The following is a 19,475-nucleotide window of genomic DNA, read 5'->3' as shown; positions in this document are numbered from 1 at the left end:
TTTCATTTCAGAGCTCTGAAAAAAATAGCGGTATAAGTAGCAAGATGTGTCTTTGTATATACAAACTTTTCAAGTTGTACATCCAAAGACTCTCTTGCCTTTTTGCAAAAGGGGAAAAGACTTCGGAACTCGTCTTTTTTCATTGTAAACAATATGGTAGATTCCAATTTATTCTTTTTTAATCTCCAAAAGATTCCTGCATCATCCAGATTGTTCTTATTTAGCCCACACTCCTCTAACACTATTGTTTTCAATGTTTTAATGCTACAACTTTGTAGAAGAAAACTAAGTCAAAAACAAAAATGAAGTAGTTATGATCGTAAACCTAATCACCAAAGAAGACCTTCAGGAATTTAGAACCGAATTGCTGGAAGACCTACAAAACCTGTTTCAAATAAAAATTTCCCAGCAGAAACTATGGCTGCGTTCGTCAGAGGTCAAAGCACTTCTGAAAATTTCTTCCGGAACCTTGCAAAATCTCCGCATTAATGGAACCTTATCTTACACTCGTATTGGCGGAACACTATATTACAATTACAAAGACATCGAAGAAATGCTGAAAAAGAAGTAATGATATTTCACATCACCGAAACCAAATTATGAATTATATTAAACACCTCACGGCTTTCTACGAAAAGGTGGCTCAGGACAATTCGCTTAATCCATCACACATCAGCCTCTATTTAGCCTTATTCCAGTTCTGGAACTTCAGCCGCTTCCGAAATCCGGTCAGTATTTCCCGTGATGAGGTGATGCGCATTAGTAAAATTCGTTCAAAAGCTACCTACCATAAATGCCTGAAGAATCTTCATTCTTCGGGCTATATTGATTATCAGCCGTCTTATAATCCGTTTCAGGGAAGTCAGGTGGTGATGGTGGATTTTGGTGGAGAGTTGAAGGTTGGTGGAAGGAAAAATAAAACTTACTAGCTTCTAAATAAGAAATCCCAATCAGTGTTTGGGATTTCTTAAGAGAGTGAAACATTAACGTTAATCTATACTGAGTTCCATTTTTTTAAAGGCCTATTTACTCATAATTTATAAACTAAAACGGTTTTAATAAAAAGATTCAACAGATAAGTTGTAATAAAAAATAGTGATATCTTTCTTTCCAATACTCTTATTTTATTTTGTATATATATGTGGTTGTACCATATTTTTTGACGTTCATAAATTTCCCAAAATTTAAGTTTAATCAAAATTTTAATTAATTTTAAAGATTTAAAAGTTATAATTACGGAAAACCGTAAATCTCACTAAAACTAATAATTTAATTTTGCTAGATTCCAAATATTGGAATCTCTAATAAACAGGAATTAAAAACTATGGCAAACTTTGAAAACTCGGAACAGCAAATCGTGACCGTTAAAGCAAGAGCTGATAAGGCAATCAATTCTCTCAAAGGAATTTTATTAGGAATCATTTCCGATGATAAAATAGACTCTTATGAGATGAAGGAATTGCAGTTATGGGCAAGAGAACACCATTATTTAGTGAACAGAAATCCTTTTCGGGAATTTATGTCGCTGATTGATAATACAGTGTCAAACGGTATTCCGCCAAAGGAAGCTATCGAAGACCTTTATTGGCTTTGTCAAAAATATGAACACGACAGTATCTACTATAATGGTATTACTTCTGATTTGCAACAGCTCCAAGGGATTTTTCACGGAATCTTATCTGATGGAGAACTCAATGATACAGAAATTTTTAAACTTCACGAATGGCTTTCAGAAAATGAGCATCTGAATTCCTATTATCCTTATGATGAAATACGAAGTCTTGTTCTTTCGGTGGTTTCTGATAAGAAGATTGATGAAGACGAGAGATTAATACTGATGGCATTTATCAAGCAATTCGTTGAACTTAGCAATAGTGAGGTAAAAGCATCAATTGAGAGAGCAACGGCCGATATAAATATTTCCGGAATATGCGCAGTTGATCCTGAGATTATTTTTGAAAATAAAACGTTCTGTGTCACAGGAATTCTCAGCAGAGGAACCAGAACTGAACTTCAGAATGCCATTAAAGATAAAGGAGGCATTCCTGTAAATTCTATTTCAAAAAAAACAGATTATTTGATTATTGGCGATACCAGCAATGCTTGCTGGAGCTATGCCTGCTATGGTAGAAAAGTAGAAAAAGCATTGGACTTGAGAAAGTCAGGACATACCATTGTTTTGGTTCACGAATTTGATGTGTTTGACGCCATATAAACGTAGGAGAATATGACTTTTTTTATCATTCTGGTAATTTTATTTTTTATCATTACCATAAGCAAAAACCAAAAGAAAAAACCTAAAAATAAAGTAACTTTTAAGAATACAAGTTCTAATCCTATAAAAGTACAACCTCAAAAAAAGTATATCGAAAAAAGAAACGAGATCCCCCCATCCCAACCTAAAAACCAGATAAATTCTGTAGAATCTAATATGAAGGATGATTCAATTATTGATGTATCTGATTTGATGAGCACTTTGATAAGTAATATAAAGATTACGTCAGAGTATTCGTCTTCGTCATCATCTTATTCTTCTGTTCCTTATTGGCCGCATCAATATGTATATTCTTATGATGAAATTAACTATGCTACACAGGAGCAGCGAAATTTTTATGACAAATTCAGAGCGGAATTTTTAAAAGGGAATGTTTTGTCTCTCAATGGAAATACCAACTATGCTTTTATTCTGCTTTTTGATTTATTAAACGATTTTGAAGTTCATAAAGATTATAAAAAAGTCGAGCATCAATTGGAAATGTTAGGAAATACTTTTCCGCGAACAAAATCATACGGTGTGTCATTTCTGCTACAGAAGCTTGAAGAATATAATATGGATGACGAAGCTGAACATTTCAGAGAAAAAAATCAACAATATGATTATGATTACTGGAAGCTTGGTAAAACATATAAGAAAAAACTTAATCTTTCAACTGAGCAAGAAGAAATCCTAAACAGAATTTGGCTTCAAACTAATGTTTTTAATAATGCTGAATTCTGTAAAACTGAAATCCTGAAGCAGTTTTTGAGAGCTGTGGAATTTCTTCAGAGCAATTATGTTTCTAGTGATAATTCATTCGTTAACCTGATGGATGAATTGTCTGATTTGATTGTGAGAAAATATTACAGATATAGAAAAGGAAGCCAAAATTATAAATATACTTTTGACTCTGTAAAAGGTGAAATTTATGGACACATTCTGAAATTAAGTGAAAACAATGTCAGAGAGGTCTACTCAAATAAAAGGAAACTGACAGCAGAGTTTAATTACAGTTCACCTGAAATTTTTACATCATACTATGAAAAAGTGATTTCAAAATTAGATGTGTTCTTAATTGATGACCAGAAGAATATTGTTTCTCCTGATACTGAAACAGAAAAATTATTGAACGAAAGCAATACCACCCGTTGGAAATCTAAATTTGAAACAATAACACAAACTTATACGGATATAGCCGACTTTGAAAATCAAATTATCAGACTAGCCGATGAAAACATAAAAAATCCTTCGGTAGAAAATATTTTTTATGAAGCTTCCAAGTTTATGGCGAAACAGGATAAGCCAAGTTCTCTTAAGCTTTACGTTTATTACATAGATTCCGATTTGAAATCATCAAAGTTTGATAACAAGCAGATGAATAAAACCATTCAGAAAAGTCTTTTTAAAACTGATGAACAATTGAGAGATTTTGAAGAGATTCTGAATGATTTTATTAAAGACAGGCAACTTGAAAATGCCTTGAAAAGAATAGCTTCTGTATATGAGCCAAAACGGAAAAAAATTATTATCGATAGAAACTCAATACAAGAAGTTCAGAAACAGCATTCCGGAACGGTCAATCTTCTGAATGAATATCTTCAGGACGAATTGGAGGATGAAATAAAAACATCTGATTCTATAGAAGAAAATGAAACCGGAGAAGTTCAGATTCATATAACCGGCGATAATAATAAAGAATCCGCTATATCAAGATTTAATTCAGATTTACGCCTTTCAGAACTTCAGAAAGAAGTATTAGAAATTTTTGAAAAAAACAGCTTCAATATTTCCCGAAATGAATTGGAAGAAGTAATGAAAAGTAAAAACCAGATGATGAGCTCGGTAATTGATTCAATTAATGAATCCTGCTATGAAACACTGGATGATGTATTGATTGAAGAAGAAGATGACCAATTTACCATATCCCCAGATTATTACAAAAAACTATTAAACAATGATTGATAATATTAAACCTAAAGAAGCTACCTCTATTATTAACTCTCTTGTAGGAGGAGTTGTTCCAAAAATTGGAGTGCAGCATATTACAGTAGGAAGAACAGAGGAAATAGAGGCCTTTATAACCGCACTGAATGATGTAAAGAACGGACACAGTATTGCAAAATTCTGGATCGGAGACTTCGGAAGCGGTAAATCATTTATGCTTCATTTGCTTAATACCGTAGCACTAAAACAAAAATTTGTGGTTGCAAATGCAGACTTTACTCCGGATAACCGACTGTATGCAAATGATGGAAAAAGTGTTTTATTATATTCGGCAATTATGGATAATATTGCCATCCAAACCAAACCGGAAGGAGGTGCTTTGCAGACATTATTGGAAAAGTGGATAGAGCAGGTTATTTCAAAAACTGCACAGGAAAACAATATTTCATTGGTTGATATCCGTAATGAAGAATATCTTGGACTCATTCAAAACAGCATAATGAAAACCATCAATGAAATCACAGAAGTAGGTGGTTTTGACTTTGGTTCTGTCATCGTTAAATATTATGAAGGCTATATCAAAAATGATGAATTTTTAAGAAGGAATGCATTAAAGTGGCTGAAAGGAGAATATAAAACAAAGACCGAAGCAAGGCAGGATTTGGGTGTGCGGGAGATTATAAATGACCAGAATTTTTATGATATGCTCAAAAATTTCTGCAAATTGTTTGTAAGTATGGGATATAGCGGATTTATGATAAATCTTGACGAAGCTATCAACCTTTACAAAATTTCCACCTCCGTAATGCGTGAGAAAAACTATGAGAAAATTCTTACGATTTACAATGACTGCTTTCAGGGAAAGGTGTCTAATCTATTCATCAACTTTGCCGGGACAAGAGAATTTCTTGAAAACGAAAGAAGAGGTTTGTTTAGTTACCAGGCATTAAAATCCAGATTGCAGACTAACAAATTTGAAACTTTGGAAATGCGTGACTTTGCACAGCCTGTCATCAAACTTACGCCTTTGGACCATAACGAAATATTTGTTCTTTTAAAAAAATTGAAATTAATCTTTGATTTTAATTACAAAACTGAAATCAGTATTTCTGATGAAGAGATTTCTGCTTTTATGGAAGAAATATTTAACAAGCCAGGTGCATCAGAGTTCTTGACACCCAGAGAAGTTATTCGTGATTTCTTGAATATTCTAAATATCATTCGTCAAAACCCGGATGTTGACAAAAAGCAGTTGTTTGGAGATATTGAAATTGAAGACGAACGGCCAAATGACTTGAATATCCTGGATAGTATTGAAGAACTATGACGGCGTTCAATCTACTTTCTGAACCCATTAGGAAATACGTCAGAGACAAAGGCTGGGAAAGGTTGCGACCGATTCAGGAAGCAGCAATCCAAAGAATATTATCAACTGAGAATAATTATGTGTTAATTTCCAGAACAGCTTCCGGAAAAACGGAAGCTGCTTTTCTACCCATTTTATCAAGAACAGATTTTAAAGAAGAGGGTGTGAAAGTGCTTTACATTTCTCCATTAATTGCTTTGATTAATGACCAGTTCCGTCGTGTTGAAGAATTGTGTGAATATTTGGACATCAGTGTAACCAAATGGCACGGTGAGGCGAGCAAAAGTCAGAAAGATAAACTGCTGAAAAATCCGAACGGAATCGTTCTGATTACACCGGAATCTTTGGAAGCAATGTTTGTTAATAAACCCTATAACTTAAAACATTTGTTTGCTTCATTAGAATATGTAGTAATTGATGAAGTTCACTCTTTTTTAGGTTCCGACAGAGGCGTTCAATTGCAATCTATTTTATCACGTTTACAAAAAATAAATAAAACCAGATTCAAAACGATAGCACTTTCTGCAACCGTCAGTGATTCTAATCAATATTTAGAACTGAAAAGTTTCCTCGGAGACGTTGAGAGCACAAAAATCATACGGGATACAAACCCCAAACCTATTAATGCAGTCTTCAGATATTTTGAAGGCAGCGGTGCAGAACTGCCTCTCAAATTATTAAAAGATTTATATATCCAAACAAGAAATAGCAAATCGTTGATTTTTCCAAATGCCAGGGGAAGAGTTGAGGAAGTTGCTGTTAAATTGAGAAAGATTTCTGATAAAGTCGGAGGACATCAGAATTACTTTTCCCATCATTCTTCCGTAGATAAAGAAGTGCGGGAATATGTAGAATTCTTTGCAAAGAATCACACATATCAGAATTTCAGCATTGCTTGTACTTCAACATTGGAATTAGGAATTGATATTGGAAGTGTAGACCAGGTTGTTCAGATTGATGCTACACATAGTATTGCTTCTTTAATCCAGAGAGTCGGAAGGAGTGGACGAAGAGATGACAAAGCAAGTAATTTGTTTTTATATGCAACAAATCGCTGGACACTATTACAATCAGTTGCTTGTTGGCTTTTATATGATGAGAAATATATTGAGCCGGTTTCTTTGAATGAAAAGCCTTATGATGTTTTACTCCACCAGACGCTTTCCATCGTAAAAGGGAGCTCTGGAATGTTAAAACCAAATTTGCTTAGTGAATTACATCATAACTGTGCTTTCAAGAATATACTGGAAAGTGAAATCGAAGAAATCATTGCATTCCTGATTGAAAAAGATCTTCTTGAACAACTCGGTTCAGAACTGATTTTAGGAATTGAAGGAGAGAAAATTGTTAATAACAGAGAATTTTACAGTGTTTTCCAAACCGAAAATTTATTCAAAGTATCTTATAAAGGAAATAAGGTAGGTGAAATTCCACTAACCCTACAGATTAGAGAAGATGAAAATGTTTACTTATCTGCAAGAATCTGGAAAATCATAGCAATTGACTTAAAATCAAAGAAAATTGAAGTAATTCCAGCAAAAGATGGTAAGAAACCAGTCTTTGAGGGCAACGTTGCCAATATCGCAGACAAAATCAGAGAAAAAATGCTGGAAGTACTGATTTCTAAAAAAGAATATGATTTTCTTGATGAACCAAGTCAGGATGTTATATCGGAGATGCAGAAAGAATTTTCAGTCTTTGATTTTTCAGATATTATCAAAGAACGACCATTACTTTCAACTAATAGAAATCTTACATTTTACTCTTTTACAGGCTCAAAAGTAAACAGAACGCTTAAACTTATTTTTGATACTTTAGGAATTAAGAATATTTTCTCCGACTTGGATTCTTCTTTTGAGATAAAAACTTCCCAAGAAGAATTTATATTAAAATTAAAAAGTATAGAATCATCCAACATTAATTTTGATTTCATTTTAGAAAATCTTCTGGAGAATACTCCTGAGATTCTGGATTTTTCGAAATACGGTAAATTTTTACCTCTAAAATTTCAAATTGAAATATTAAAGAATTCTTATTACGATTTTTATAAATGTGAAGAGTTTATAAAGCATTTACAATTAGTAATTAATTAGAAATTCTTTTGTATCTGATCTGATTATGTTTCACAAGAAAATAAAAACTATGAGTTTCAATTAATTTGTAATAAGACCTCCTGAAGAATGTGATGAAAAATCTCCTGAAATCTCATTCCACATTTGATTTATAAATTATATAATCAGTTATTACAAATACCGATAATCCCTGTAAGAATAATCATTACAGCGGCGAAAACCGTATCTCTTGCAAGGCTGATTGTTTCTAAACCTTTTGCACTCACCATTATCAAAATAATAAGAGAAACTTCTATTACGGTTATTGCAAAAGCCAAAAGTAAAGTTCCATAAGGATTGCCTACCCGATAAACAATGATTTCCGAATGATAACCGCTGCTAGAACGGCTCCTATAAGAAAGAATGTGAGGATTAAAGAATATAAATGCCCCGTTGGAAAATAATGCAGCAGTTAAGCTATCCAAGCCAATATGGGAACAATTATCGTCCAGCCTAAAAGGTAGATCTTTTTTTTCATATAATTCTAATTATCTGATGATTGAAAACTTTTGTTGGTAAAATCAGATAACATCATAGTCGTTCAAAGTTGTTACAAAATGATAATCAATAAAACTTTTAGAAGTCTTGCATAATTCTAACAATTCTTCATCGGTGTGGTATTCAAAATTAAAATCGTCAGGAATATCTATTGTATATTCCGTTATTATTTCTGTATCCAGAAGCTCAATTGCCATCAGATCATTAAGTGAACTAAGCAGACTTTTTTCTTTAAGGAGAGGCATTTTCTGCGTGAAAGAGTTTTTAAATTTATATAATATAATTGTTTTCATTTTTTTATTTTTTCTTTCTCAAAGGTAACAAGCTGCATTCTAATAGACGAAAGATATTGCTTTAGATCCTGAACCGTAATATCTTCATGATTTATAGACATAAACAGAGGCGTTTCATTCAACAGGAAATACAATTCTGGATGTGAAGACTGAATTTTACCCGTCACTTTAAAAATCTTTCTTGTAAGATTCTGTAAATTGTCCGGTGGTCTCATATTTTTTTATTTAAATGGAGCATAACATAGTAGGATATTTTCAAATAAAAAAGGACAGGGCTTTAAAAGCACCTGCCCCTTTTTCTATTAAATCCATCAAAACATATGTACTATTTCTCTGGATTTAATATGCTCATTATGAAAGTTGAGTATTATTAAGAATCTTAATAACCTCTTCACGGCTTTTGCTTAGTTTATTTTCTAATCTTCCCAGCAATTCATTTTCTTTTCCTTTTTCAAGCACTAAATCTGAATCTTTAAGCTGTGAAAATTTTTCTTTTAATTGTTTCGATTGTTCTTTCCAATCTCCTGTAATTTTAAAAGCCTCATTAGCTTTATTGTGACTTGTATTCATAATTCGAATTTATATGTAACAGAATTATTACAAGCCAAAGGTGATATATTTTAATCTTATCCTGTTATACATTTCGAAAGTAGATTTGCATATATCACACTTTTTATAAGTCTTCTAAATTTTTCAGCCGTTTTTGCTTCAGCTGTTTGTAGAAAGAAGGAGAAAGTCCTGTTATTTTTTTAAACTGATTGGAAAGATGCGCAACACTGCTGTAATTGAGTTTATAAGAGATTTCAGTAAGATTGAGTTCATCATACAAAAGGAGCTCTTTTACCCTTTCCACTTTATTGATAATGATAAAGTGCTGCAAAGTCATACCTTTCACTTCAGAAAATGTATTGGCGAGGTAAGTGTAATCGTAGCCAAGCTTTTCACTGAGATAGTCCGAGAAATTTTCTTTCGGAAGAGATTCGGAATAATGGATCATTTCTGTGACTGCATTTTTTATTTTTTCGATCAGAATGCTTTTTTTATTATCCAATAACTCAAGTCCGGTTTTGAGGAGATTTTCTTTTAACAACTGTCGCTGTTCATCCGTAATATCATCCAATATTTCTACAAGTCCAAGGTCTACTACGGCATTTCTTATATTCAGTTTTTCAAGCTCCTGATGAACCACCATTTTGCAGCGCAGGCTTACCATATATTTTATATATAACTTCATTATCCTACCGTATTTAGAGTTTGTCAATCTATATGTTAACAGCCACTCTTTCAAAGTTAGTCCTTTAAATTTTAATATCTATGATTTATGTAACAAATTGAAAGACTATTACAAACCTTTCTTTTTTTAATGGATGACCTTTACATACAATAAAAATATTTTAAAATGTCAAAAGAAAAGGATACAAAGAAAAAAACAGATAAAACACCTGCTGCCAAATCACTAAAAGAGAAGCGGGAAGACAAACAAAACAAAAGGAAAGACAAAGAAAATGAAAGTCGCAACGCAACAACCTAAATGGTAGAAATAAAAAAAGAAGGAATTATACTCAGAAAAACCAATTTAAGTTTTGAAAACGAAGGAGTTCTGAATCCTGCCGTCATTAAAGAAAATGGCAAAATACATTTGTTTTATCGCGCCGTGGCCAAAGGTAATTTCTCAACTGTCGGGCATTGTGTATTGTCAGATCCGCTTACGGTAGAAAAACGGTCAGATTCACCCATCATTGTTCCTGAATCTGAATATGAAAAACACGGTGTAGAAGATCCCCGAATTGTAAAAATAGATGACGTATTTTATCTTACTTACACCAGTTATGACGGCATCAATGCCTTAGGAACATTAACGACTTCAAACGATCTTAAATACTTTAAAAACAAAAAAATTATTGTTCCGAAAATTTCTTATAAAGAGTTTAAGCTTTTATCGGAATCAGAGGGTTTAATCCCGGATAAGTATAGAAGATACAATGAATTTCAAATCAATCATACTGACAGTGACCCCATCTTTTTATGGGATAAAAATCTGATTTTCTTCCCCAGAAAAATAAACGATAAATTTTATTTCATTCACAGGATAAGACCTGAAATTCAGATCGTCAGCGTAAAAAATATCGAAGATCTGAATTCTGATTTCTGGCAGGATTACTTTTCACATTTTAAAGCTCACATTCTTTTATCTCCGAAATATGATCACGAATCAAGTTATATCGGAGGCGGGTGTCCGCCAATAGAAACAGAATACGGCTGGCTAATGATTTATCACGGTGTTTATGATACCATTAATGGTTATGTTTACAACGCCTGTGCAGCTTTATTGGATCTTGAAAACCCGGAAAAAGAAATTTCCCGACTTCCCTATCCGCTTTTCAAACCCGAAGAAGAATGGGAACTGAAGGGTGAAGTCAACAATGTGTGTTTCCCGACAGGAACCATTGTAGAGAATGGCAGACTGTATATCTATTATGGAGCTGCAGACGAAAGGATAGCTGTTGCATCACTCAATATTTCAAAACTATTGAAAGAGTTAATGATGTACGCTGTATAAAGATGATTAGGCAGAATACGGTTAAAAGAAATTAAAAATGAATAAAAATATTAATTCAGACGTGGAGGATAAAGCAATTAGACAAACTTATAATGACAAAAAACACGAAATCTATAATAAAACCAACATTGTCTTTGTAAGCACTTTTCCTCCGAAGGTATGCGGAATTGCCACTTATACACAGGATCTTATAAAATCTCTTCATTCGAAATTCGGAGAATCTTTCAATGCGATGATTTGCCCGATAGAAACAGAAGAGGAAAACTATGAGTATAACCAATATACCGAGTACAAATTAAATATTTCAGAAGCCGTTTCTTATTTGGAATTGGCTGCAAAGATCAATAAAAACGACACAATTGAGTTGGTAATGCTCCAGCACGAATTCGGCTTTTTTAATGAAACCCGAAATGGTTTGTTTCTTTTTCTTAAGAACTTAAAAAAAGATGTTATCATCACTTTTCACACTGTTTTGCCAAAACCTGATAAAGAGCTAAAGGAAAAGGTGAAAGAAATTGCCGATTTTGCAAAATCTCTTGTTGTAATGACTAGTATTTCTGCAGACATTCTCTCGAATGATTATGAAATTCCTTCCGATAAAATTACGGTAATCCCTCACGGCACGCATCTTCTGCCATTCACAGACAAAATTGCGTTGAAAGAAAAGTATAATCTTAAAAATAAAAAAGTTCTTTCTACTTTCGGATTATTAGGTTCCGGAAAAAATATTGAAACTACACTGAAAGCCTTGCCGGAAATCATTGCTAAAAATCCTGATGTTATTTTTTTAATTCTGGGCAAAACACATCCTGCAATAGTAAGGCACGAAGGCGAAAAATACCGTGGTTTTTTGGAAGATCTCACCTGTAAACTTCATCTGGAAAACAACATCCGCTTTATCAATGATTATCTGCCACTCCCGGAATTACTAGAATATCTTCAGCTTACCGATGTTTATCTTTTCACGTCAAAAGACAGAAATCAGGCAGTAAGCGGTACATTTTCCTATGCGATCAGCAGCGGATGTGCCATTGTCTCTACTCCAATTCCACATGCTTTGGAAGTTTTAAAGGAAGACACGGGAATTATTATTGATTTTGAAGCTCCGGAGCAGTTGTCTGTTGCTGTAAACACATTATTAGAAAATGAAAGCAAACGGGAGGAATTACGTTCAAAATCACTCGAAAAAATGGCTCCGACAGCGTGGGAAAATTCATCTATTTTACATGCTTTGTTATTTCAGAAATTTAGAAATAATAAAATAGAACTCAATTATACTATACCGGAAATCAATCTTGGGCATATTCAAAATATGACAACCGATTTCGGGATGATTCAGTTTTCAAAGATCAGTAAACCAGATATTAATTCCGGATATACGCTGGATGATAATGCACGGGCGATGATTGCTATTTGCAGGCATTTTCAAATCAGTAAAGACAAAGCAGATCTGGAATTGATTTCAATTTATTTAAACTTTATTAAATTTTGCCAGCATAATGACGGAAGTTTCTTGAATTACGTTGACGAGCACAAACAGTTTACACAGCAGAACTACGAAACTAATCTGGATGATTCCAACGGAAGAGCAATCTGGGCTTTAGGTTATTTAATTTCATTAAAACAAATTTTACCACAGGAGTTTTCTGAAACTGCAGAGAAAATCATTCAAAAAAATCTTATCTGGGCAGAAAAAATCCATTCTACAAGAGCAATGGCTTTTATTATTAAAGGATTGCATTATCAAAACTCAGAAAAAAACCTTCCATTGTTAAAACAATTTGCGAATCGTTTAGTGAAGATGTATCAACACGAAGCAAAAGACGATTGGCATTGGTATGAGAATTATCTGACTTACGGAAACAGCGTATTACCGGAAGCTTTACTCTGTGCGTGGATTTCAACCAAAGATGAGCTTTACAAACAAATTGCGGAAGAATCTTTCCAGTTTTTGTTATCTAAAATTATGATTGACGATAATATAAAAGTAATATCAAACAAAGGCTGGATGCAAAAAGAAAAAACTGAAAATAACACTCCAATTGGTGGAGAACAGCCTATTGATGTCGCCTATACGGTTTTGGCACTATCTGCATTTTACAAAGTTTTCCATGATGAAAAATATTTACAAATGATGAATAACTCATTCAACTGGTTTTTAGGAAAAAATCATTTGAATCAAATCGTTTATAACCCTGCAACAGGAGGTTGCTATGATGGGCTTGAGGAAAAAAATGTAAATCTTAACCAGGGTGCAGAATCTACAGTTAGTTATCTGCTGGCAAGGCTTTGTTTTGAGTAATTAGAGATATCAATTTTTTAGGTTGACAGAAACTTCAACTATAAAAAAACACTTGATAAAGATGAGCTTTGGAATTCCTGTTTAATTTGACTTAATTGAACCAAATCACCTATAAAAGTGTTTGAAGATATGCTCGTCAAAGTCACAACCAGCCAAACGGCGCCATTTAAGACAAGTAGTGCAATTTTTCTCTTTCTAATTAATTTTAAATTTTGATCTCAAACTTACACTATCAAAGTTACTACTTAAAAATACTCCATTTGTATATTTTTAGTTCATTTTTTTGATTTTAAAAGTAAAAAAAGGATAAGAAGTTTATTATATTAAAGTTAGCAACTCCTGTTTTACGTATATAACTTTCATATAAACGATGTGATTAAGATTAGTTTAACGAATATAACTCATTTTTATCGCAAATTTTTGCGCATCCAAATTACATCAGTAAGTATAGCGCATAAAATTCCAACATGGAAAAATTATTTTACAATAGATCGTACCAATCTGAAGACAATTTGAATGTTAAATTCCTGAATTTATCGAATAGCCAAATAAACATAGTCAAGTTATAATGACATATCACTTCTTTAGTGACAGACATTTTTAAGGACACTGATTTCGATTATTTTTTTGTACATTTACGTGAAAATTAGTGACTTATGGAGAAAAAAGTGGTGCTTATCCAGGATGATGAATATATATTGGAACTTATGGATCACATCTTGAGCAATGAAGGATATGATGTAACACCATCATTAAACACCGATCCCATTGATGAGATTGATGATATCAATCCTGATGTTGTTATTGTTGACGAATTTATTAAAGGAGATAAAAGAGGAACTGACGTGATTCAAGACCTAAAGTCTGATCCTGCCACCGAAGACTTGTCAGCCTTACTGACTTCCACCTCGACCGAATTATCTAAAAAAGCAGAACAATGCAAAGCTGATGACTATATTGAAAAACCTTTTGACATTGATCATCTGGTAGATGTCGTTAAAAAGAATACGTAAAACTCAAGGTGCTTTTTGATTTAGATTTGCTGCCGAAAGATTATATCTCAGCTTCAGGCATATTAACATTAGTTAGAAAATTAGCCAGAATGAGCATAATCCTGATTTGAGGTAATAGATATTAATTACAGTAATCCGTCACAACAGATCTGTCAACTTTAAAGTAAGCATTACCATTCTTAAATAATATTATCTTTAAACAAAGACGTTAAAACGCTACGTAGATTCCTTTTACTTTCACCGTTACTAAAATTATATTTATAATAAATATTTGTCGCATAGTATTTGCTTAACTTATCCCGCAGCATGCCATTTTTATCTGGCTAATATAAATAGTCCGTTGCGTAAGATTCAAAATTATGAAGACAATATTTATATTAGAAGATGAAGACAGCATCCGCGAATTGCTGGAAGTGCTTTTCAATATGGAAGGTTACAAGATAATATCCAGTTCAAGTATCCGGGAATTCAATAAAATGAATATCGGCAGTAATATCGACCTGTATCTGCTTGACATCCGGCTTCCGGATGGCTCAGGTATTGCTGTCTGCAACGATTTGAAAAATAATGCAGAAACATCCAAAATCCCTGTACTTATGATGAGCGCCCATGCCAAAACACTTGAATTACAGGATTGCTGTCAGTATGATGAATTTATTTCTAAACCTTTCGATCTTGATACTATGGTGGCAACGGTATCAGGTTTGATAGGCAAAATGTAAAAAGTCTTCACAATGCGTTCCAATCCGATTTACTTAGAAAAATATTTTACCTTTAACAATCTTAATTAAGCCTTGGTCTTCCAAATTCTCAATGGCTGATCGAACGGTCTTAATTGACAAATTTGCTATATAAGAGATTTGCTGTAAACTCATCTTGATCACAAAAGACAATAACTCCTGATCTGTTTCATCATACTTTAGGCTGTGAAACAGGTGCTCAATCTTGTTTTCTGCACTATCCGTGATATAACAGCAGCCCTTAAGCGGCTGATAATAAAAATCACTTGAAAGCTCTTTCAGAACCATTAACATTAAAACTTTGTTCCGCCCGATCATCTGATTAAAGTTATCCTTTTGCATGACAAGTATTCGGCAGTCGGTAAGTGCTACGGCATGATGAAGTGAAGGCATCTCAACAAACACAGAATACAGACTGATATGTTCTCTATTTCTTAACAATTGAAAGGTCATATCTTTGGCATCATAACCTGTATTGGAAAGTTTGACAATACCGTCAATGATCTGGTAATAATGGTTTTGAATGGTCCCGTGACTAAAGATGCAAGAACCTGCAGTAAATTTCTTTTCTACTGCACCATGACATCTTAAATATTTTTCATCTATCATTTTTCTGCTTTTTATTTCATGATGAAGGTAATTAATACTAACTTTTTACTTTATGACTGTTGTCATAAAAGAAATTTTATAAACATAACTATTGGTTTTAAGGGACAATCGATGTGAAAAGGTAAATCATAAAGATGCCGACCAGTACAACGCCCTGCATGATGTTGGTTTTTCCTGTAGCCAGGGAAACCGTAATGATAAAGAGGGAGAGTCCCAGCAATACTGTCGACTTAATGTCAATTCCTAAGGTCATCCTGATACCACTAATGACCGAAATAATAGCGATGGCAGGAATGCTGAGTCCGATGCTGGCCAAAGCAGAGCCGAATGCCAGATTAAGAGAAGTCTGTATCTCATCATTTCTGGCTGCTCTCACGGCTGCAAGAGCTTCAGGCAGTAAAACTATCCCGGCAATAATGATCCCAACCACAGATCTTGGCGCACCAACTGCCTTCACAAGATACTCGACATCCTTTGAAAGAAGCTTGGCCATCATCACGACAATGCCCAGACTGACAAGAAGCATTAAAACACTAATGTAGCTTCTTTTGTTGCTAACTTTAATTTCAGCATCATTATTCTGAACAGTACCATCTTTCTGTGGCGACCGGAAAAAACTACGATGCCTGATCGTCTGCACCATGGTAAATCCCAAATATAGGAAGAGACATATTACTGCAATAAACAGCAGCTGAAAAGAGGTATATTCTCCACCGCCGTGACTCACAGTGTAATTGGGCAGGATCAAGACAAACACTACCACCGCGGTCAAGGTAATTAAGGCCGTGCTCACACCTTTTAAGGTAAATGCCTGCTCCCTGTATCGCAGTGATCCTATGACGATGCAAATCCCGATAATGCCATTTAGTATGAGCATTACAGCCGCAAACACCGTATCCCTTGCCAGGGTAATGGTTTCCAGACCTTTGGCACCTAGCATAATGGATATGATCAATCCCACCTCTATGACAGTGATCGCAAAGGCGAGAAGCAGCGTGCCGAAAGGCTCGCCCAACCGGTGCGCCAATACTTCAGAATGGTAGACGGCAGTGATCACGCTTCCCAGCAGAAGGACCGTAAGCAGGATCGAATAATAGCCTGACGAAAAGAAGAAGCTACCAAAATAGAAGAGCCAGGATAAAATCGGTATGACAATCGTCCAGTAGTGCAAATATTTAATTTGTTTCATAAAATAATGGTCAATCTAAATTCCTTAATAATGTAAAATTTCTATTTGAATTGATAAAGAAATACAACATCACCCGTATAAGCAGGCCTTGATTCATTCTCAACGACAAGTGTGGCACCGACAATTACTTTGACCATTCCTCGCAGATCTTTGACCGATCTGATCGTTGCCTGTAATGATACTCTGGAATTTACTTTCACAGGTACTCCGAATCTCAGGTCTTCGATCCCATAGTTGACCTCAACGCTTACATTCTGCACCGATGCTATTTGTTTCCACAAATAAGGAATCAATGAAAGCGTCAGATATCCGTGGGCAATGGTTGATCCGTAAGGACTTTCATTTGCTGCCCTCTCCTCGTTAATGTGTATCCACTGGTGGTCTAAGGTAGCTTTGGCAAATCGGTCGATCTGCTTCTGGTCAATCGTGTGCCAGGGTGAACTTCCCACAAGGATTCCTTCCAGTAACTTATATTCTTGAAAATTATTGATGATCCGCATGATGTTTTTAATTATAAATTGAATACTAAAGATTGTAGTCGAAAAAAGATAAAAAGCCTCTCGCAATATGCGGAGGCCGGTAATATAACTAACAGTAAATTACTATATTGCTCAGATTATGCCAGTTTAACGTTGATAGCGCTTAAACCTCTCTCTCCTTTCTGTACATTGAAAACAACCTCGTCATTCTCACGGATGCCTCGTGAATCAAGTCCTGAAGTATGTACAAATATATCTGCGCCACCTTCTGATGGTGCGATGAAACCGAAGCCTTTTGCCTCGTTGAAAAATTTTACGGTGCCTTTTTGCATTGTAATAAAATTAAAAATTAATATAATAAGATCTGTACACTTTACAGATTTCATTTTTTGTTGAAAATTTTGATAGAGAGGACAAAATGTAATGTTACACGATATATCTATCATACTTTGCACAGCTCACCGATAGTCTGAATACTATCCTGGCCTGCAATATCACATCATTTTTTAAGATCAAAGGAATCACTGTTCTCAATATCATTAAAAAATCGGATCTATAAATGGGAAACTGGAGAAGCAGACCGGTCCGTGTCATGGAACCGGTTAAGCAAAGGCAGGAACCTTTCTTTATGAATACTTTGCAAATGTACATGAATATTCCTCAAAATTAAAAAATATAAATAATTGATTATCATTATTTTATTCGTACATTACGCACACAGAAGAATTATTTGCACAGTGCGGATGATCTAAATTCCGTAAATATGCAGAGCAATTCAACTATATCCCAGACCCTTCCTCAGACCAAAGAAAGATATTCCGTACTACAGGTTCGTATCGCTTATTTTATAATGGTACATCAGCGACCCGAGGCCTTCAAGACCTTGCTTGAAAAAATATATACCCGTGACCAATTCTACCTGATACACATTGACCGGAAAGCCAGTGCCGAAACAACGGAAGTGATCCAGGATTATGTTGTTCAATATCCGAATGTCTACATTCTGGAAAGTATGAATATCGTCTCAGGGGGATTCAGCATGATTCAGGCTGAGCTTAACGCCATGGAATTCTTACTCAATGCCAGCAAGCATTGGGACTATCTGATCAATCTAAGTGGCGAAGACCTCCCATTGAGGTCCCAGCAAATTATCAGGCAATTTCTGACGGTCAATGCGGGAAGAAATTACATCTTTTATTATGATCAGAAGTTTTACAGACCCGACACATTGCAAAGGATCCAGAATCACTTTACAGAATTGACCCACAGGATTTCCTCACTTATCTATAAAAGAGACTTTATGAGGGGCGTCATTCCCTACATAGGCGGGAAATGGTTTATTTTTACCCGGGAAACATGCTCTTTCTTATCTAACAATGAGAAAGTGATGGATTTTGAAGATTATTACTTACACACCCTGCTTCCTGCTGAATCTTTTTTTCAGACCGTTCTGATGAATACCGATTTTAATGATATTATCGTTAATGATGACAAAAGAGCAACCATTAATCCTCCGTTAATAGGCAAAGATAATTATTACAACCGTTTTCTGAAATTTCTGAAAGAGAGTAACAGCCTTTTCATCAATAAGTTTGGTGATCTGACTGACGACCGAATAATCGAATGTGTGGCTACTGGTTATGACATCCCGCTACCGGAAATCGATGAAATTGAAAGAGAGTTGAAAAGAGATCTACCCGGCAGTAATTAGTATGTACTTACAAGTAACCATCTAGTATTCCATCACCTCAGTAAAGATAAAATACTGTGTGTTCATTGCATTCTCTTCTAGATATCGTTGTGATAAAATATAATTTAAATATTTATTAAATCTCCAAAATATTATCCAAATTTAACAACCTATTTAAAAGATATTATTATATATTTTTATTTACACGGAAATTACCGCATAAACGATTTTTTACATTGAAATATAAATTTAATGTCATTTAGTACCTTCAGTATATATCTATATCCTGTAATAAATGATTTGAGTAGATCTGTGGAGCTTGCAGGATAGGATTAATTAATTCAAAAATTATTTACAGATCATCAGATCTTTCAACAAATGTTTTAATATTTATTCATTTATAGGTAGACAAGTAAAGCCAGTG

General features: G+C 34.2%; 21 protein-coding genes. 12 read left to right on the top strand and 9 right to left on the bottom strand.

Features of this window, described 5'->3' with window-relative positions:
- Positions 1–313 precede the first annotated feature (313 nt).
- The 6 genes from ODE14_RS06520 to ODE14_RS06495 all read left to right on the top strand — a co-directional run bounded on the left by ODE14_RS06520 (position 314) and on the right by ODE14_RS06495 (position 7,660).
- Positions 314–571: a helix-turn-helix domain-containing protein gene (locus ODE14_RS06520; protein WP_241613647.1), complete on the top strand. Its 258-nt coding sequence runs from the start codon at positions 314–316 to the stop codon at positions 569–571.
- Positions 572–599: 28 nt separating this feature from the next.
- A complete protein-coding gene (locus ODE14_RS06515; RefSeq protein ID WP_241613645.1) occupies positions 600–929 on the top strand; it encodes a hypothetical protein in 330 nt (109 codons plus the stop codon).
- Positions 930–1,324: 395 nt separating this feature from the next.
- Positions 1,325–2,215, top strand: coding sequence for a BRCT domain-containing protein (locus ODE14_RS06510; RefSeq protein WP_241613643.1), 891 nt, complete (start codon positions 1,325–1,327; stop codon positions 2,213–2,215).
- Positions 2,216–2,227: 12 nt separating this feature from the next.
- Positions 2,228–4,219, top strand: a complete 1,992-nt coding sequence (locus ODE14_RS06505; protein ID WP_241613640.1) for a tellurite resistance TerB C-terminal domain-containing protein — start codon at positions 2,228–2,230, stop codon at positions 4,217–4,219.
- Positions 4,212–5,528, top strand: coding sequence for an ATP-binding protein (locus tag ODE14_RS06500; RefSeq protein ID WP_241613638.1), 1,317 nt, complete (start codon positions 4,212–4,214; stop codon positions 5,526–5,528). The genes ODE14_RS06505 and ODE14_RS06500 overlap by 8 nt, the downstream gene beginning before the upstream one ends.
- Entirely contained in the window at positions 5,525–7,660 is a 2,136-nt protein-coding gene (locus tag ODE14_RS06495) for a DEAD/DEAH box helicase (protein ID WP_241613636.1), read from the top strand. The genes ODE14_RS06500 and ODE14_RS06495 overlap by 4 nt, the downstream gene beginning before the upstream one ends.
- A 143-nt stretch (positions 7,661–7,803) precedes the next feature.
- Here ODE14_RS06495 and ODE14_RS06490 read toward each other — a convergent pair whose 3' ends face one another.
- The 5 genes from ODE14_RS06490 to ODE14_RS06470 form a co-directional block, all read right to left on the bottom strand.
- Positions 7,804–8,103, bottom strand: a complete 300-nt coding sequence (locus tag ODE14_RS06490; RefSeq protein ID WP_263603428.1) for a hypothetical protein — start codon at positions 8,101–8,103, stop codon at positions 7,804–7,806.
- A gap of 96 nt (positions 8,104–8,199) precedes the next feature.
- Entirely contained in the window at positions 8,200–8,469 is a 270-nt protein-coding gene (locus ODE14_RS06485; protein WP_263603427.1) for a heme oxygenase, read from the bottom strand.
- Positions 8,466–8,684 (bottom strand): hypothetical protein, encoded by a 219-nt coding sequence (locus ODE14_RS06480; RefSeq protein ID WP_263603426.1) that lies wholly within the window; start codon positions 8,682–8,684, stop codon positions 8,466–8,468. Before ODE14_RS06480 ends, ODE14_RS06485 begins: the two co-directional genes overlap by 4 nt.
- 136 nt (positions 8,685–8,820) lie before the next feature.
- Positions 8,821–9,039, bottom strand: coding sequence for a hypothetical protein (locus tag ODE14_RS06475; protein WP_105700755.1), 219 nt, complete (start codon positions 9,037–9,039; stop codon positions 8,821–8,823).
- 103 nt (positions 9,040–9,142) lie between these two features.
- Entirely contained in the window at positions 9,143–9,703 is a 561-nt protein-coding gene (locus tag ODE14_RS06470) for a helix-turn-helix domain-containing protein (RefSeq protein ID WP_241613629.1), read from the bottom strand.
- Positions 9,704–9,868: 165 nt separating this feature from the next.
- On the opposite strand from ODE14_RS06470, the gene ODE14_RS06465 reads away from it, so the two are divergent.
- From ODE14_RS06465 to ODE14_RS06445, 5 genes are all read left to right on the top strand, one after another.
- Positions 9,869–10,000, top strand: coding sequence for a hypothetical protein (locus ODE14_RS06465; protein ID WP_263603425.1), 132 nt, complete (start codon positions 9,869–9,871; stop codon positions 9,998–10,000).
- Positions 10,001–11,029 (top strand): pesticidal protein Cry7Aa, encoded by a 1,029-nt coding sequence (locus ODE14_RS06460; protein WP_263603424.1) that lies wholly within the window; start codon positions 10,001–10,003, stop codon positions 11,027–11,029.
- 37 nt (positions 11,030–11,066) lie between these two features.
- Positions 11,067–13,331 carry a glycosyltransferase gene (locus ODE14_RS06455; RefSeq protein WP_263603423.1) on the top strand — a complete coding sequence of 755 codons (2,265 nt, stop codon included), beginning with the start codon at positions 11,067–11,069 and terminating at the stop codon, positions 13,329–13,331.
- Positions 13,332–13,999: 668 nt separating this feature from the next.
- A complete protein-coding gene (locus ODE14_RS06450) occupies positions 14,000–14,344 on the top strand; it encodes a two-component system response regulator (protein ID WP_263603422.1) in 345 nt (114 codons plus the stop codon).
- Between the two features lie 359 nt (positions 14,345–14,703).
- A complete protein-coding gene (locus tag ODE14_RS06445; RefSeq protein WP_263603421.1) occupies positions 14,704–15,066 on the top strand; it encodes a response regulator transcription factor in 363 nt (120 codons plus the stop codon).
- Positions 15,067–15,099: 33 nt separating this feature from the next.
- Here ODE14_RS06445 and ODE14_RS06440 read toward each other — a convergent pair whose 3' ends face one another.
- The 4 genes from ODE14_RS06440 to ODE14_RS06425 all read right to left on the bottom strand — a co-directional run bounded on the left by ODE14_RS06440 (position 15,100) and on the right by ODE14_RS06425 (position 17,693).
- Complete coding sequence (locus ODE14_RS06440) at positions 15,100–15,693, bottom strand: Crp/Fnr family transcriptional regulator (protein WP_263603420.1); 594 nt, start codon at positions 15,691–15,693, stop codon at positions 15,100–15,102.
- Between the two features lie 97 nt (positions 15,694–15,790).
- Positions 15,791–16,882, bottom strand: a complete 1,092-nt coding sequence (locus ODE14_RS06435) for a calcium:proton antiporter (protein ID WP_263603419.1) — start codon at positions 16,880–16,882, stop codon at positions 15,791–15,793.
- A gap of 41 nt (positions 16,883–16,923) precedes the next feature.
- A complete protein-coding gene (locus ODE14_RS06430) occupies positions 16,924–17,382 on the bottom strand; it encodes a MaoC family dehydratase (RefSeq protein ID WP_241613618.1) in 459 nt (152 codons plus the stop codon).
- 116 nt (positions 17,383–17,498) lie between these two features.
- Positions 17,499–17,693 (bottom strand): cold-shock protein, encoded by a 195-nt coding sequence (locus ODE14_RS06425; RefSeq protein WP_241613616.1) that lies wholly within the window; start codon positions 17,691–17,693, stop codon positions 17,499–17,501.
- Between the two features lie 431 nt (positions 17,694–18,124).
- Here ODE14_RS06425 and ODE14_RS06420 point away from each other — a divergent pair, with 431 nt between their 5' ends.
- Complete coding sequence (locus ODE14_RS06420) at positions 18,125–19,072, top strand: beta-1,6-N-acetylglucosaminyltransferase (protein ID WP_263603418.1); 948 nt, start codon at positions 18,125–18,127, stop codon at positions 19,070–19,072.
- The last annotated feature ends 403 nt before the right edge of the window (positions 19,073–19,475 follow it).

This window comes from Chryseobacterium sp. PET-29 (assembly GCF_025736815.1).
In the GTDB taxonomy this organism is placed as follows: domain Bacteria; phylum Bacteroidota; class Bacteroidia; order Flavobacteriales; family Weeksellaceae; genus Chryseobacterium; species Chryseobacterium nepalense.
The sequence above is the reverse complement of the archived record's forward strand: the minus strand, read 5'-3'. Positions and strand labels throughout refer to the sequence as shown.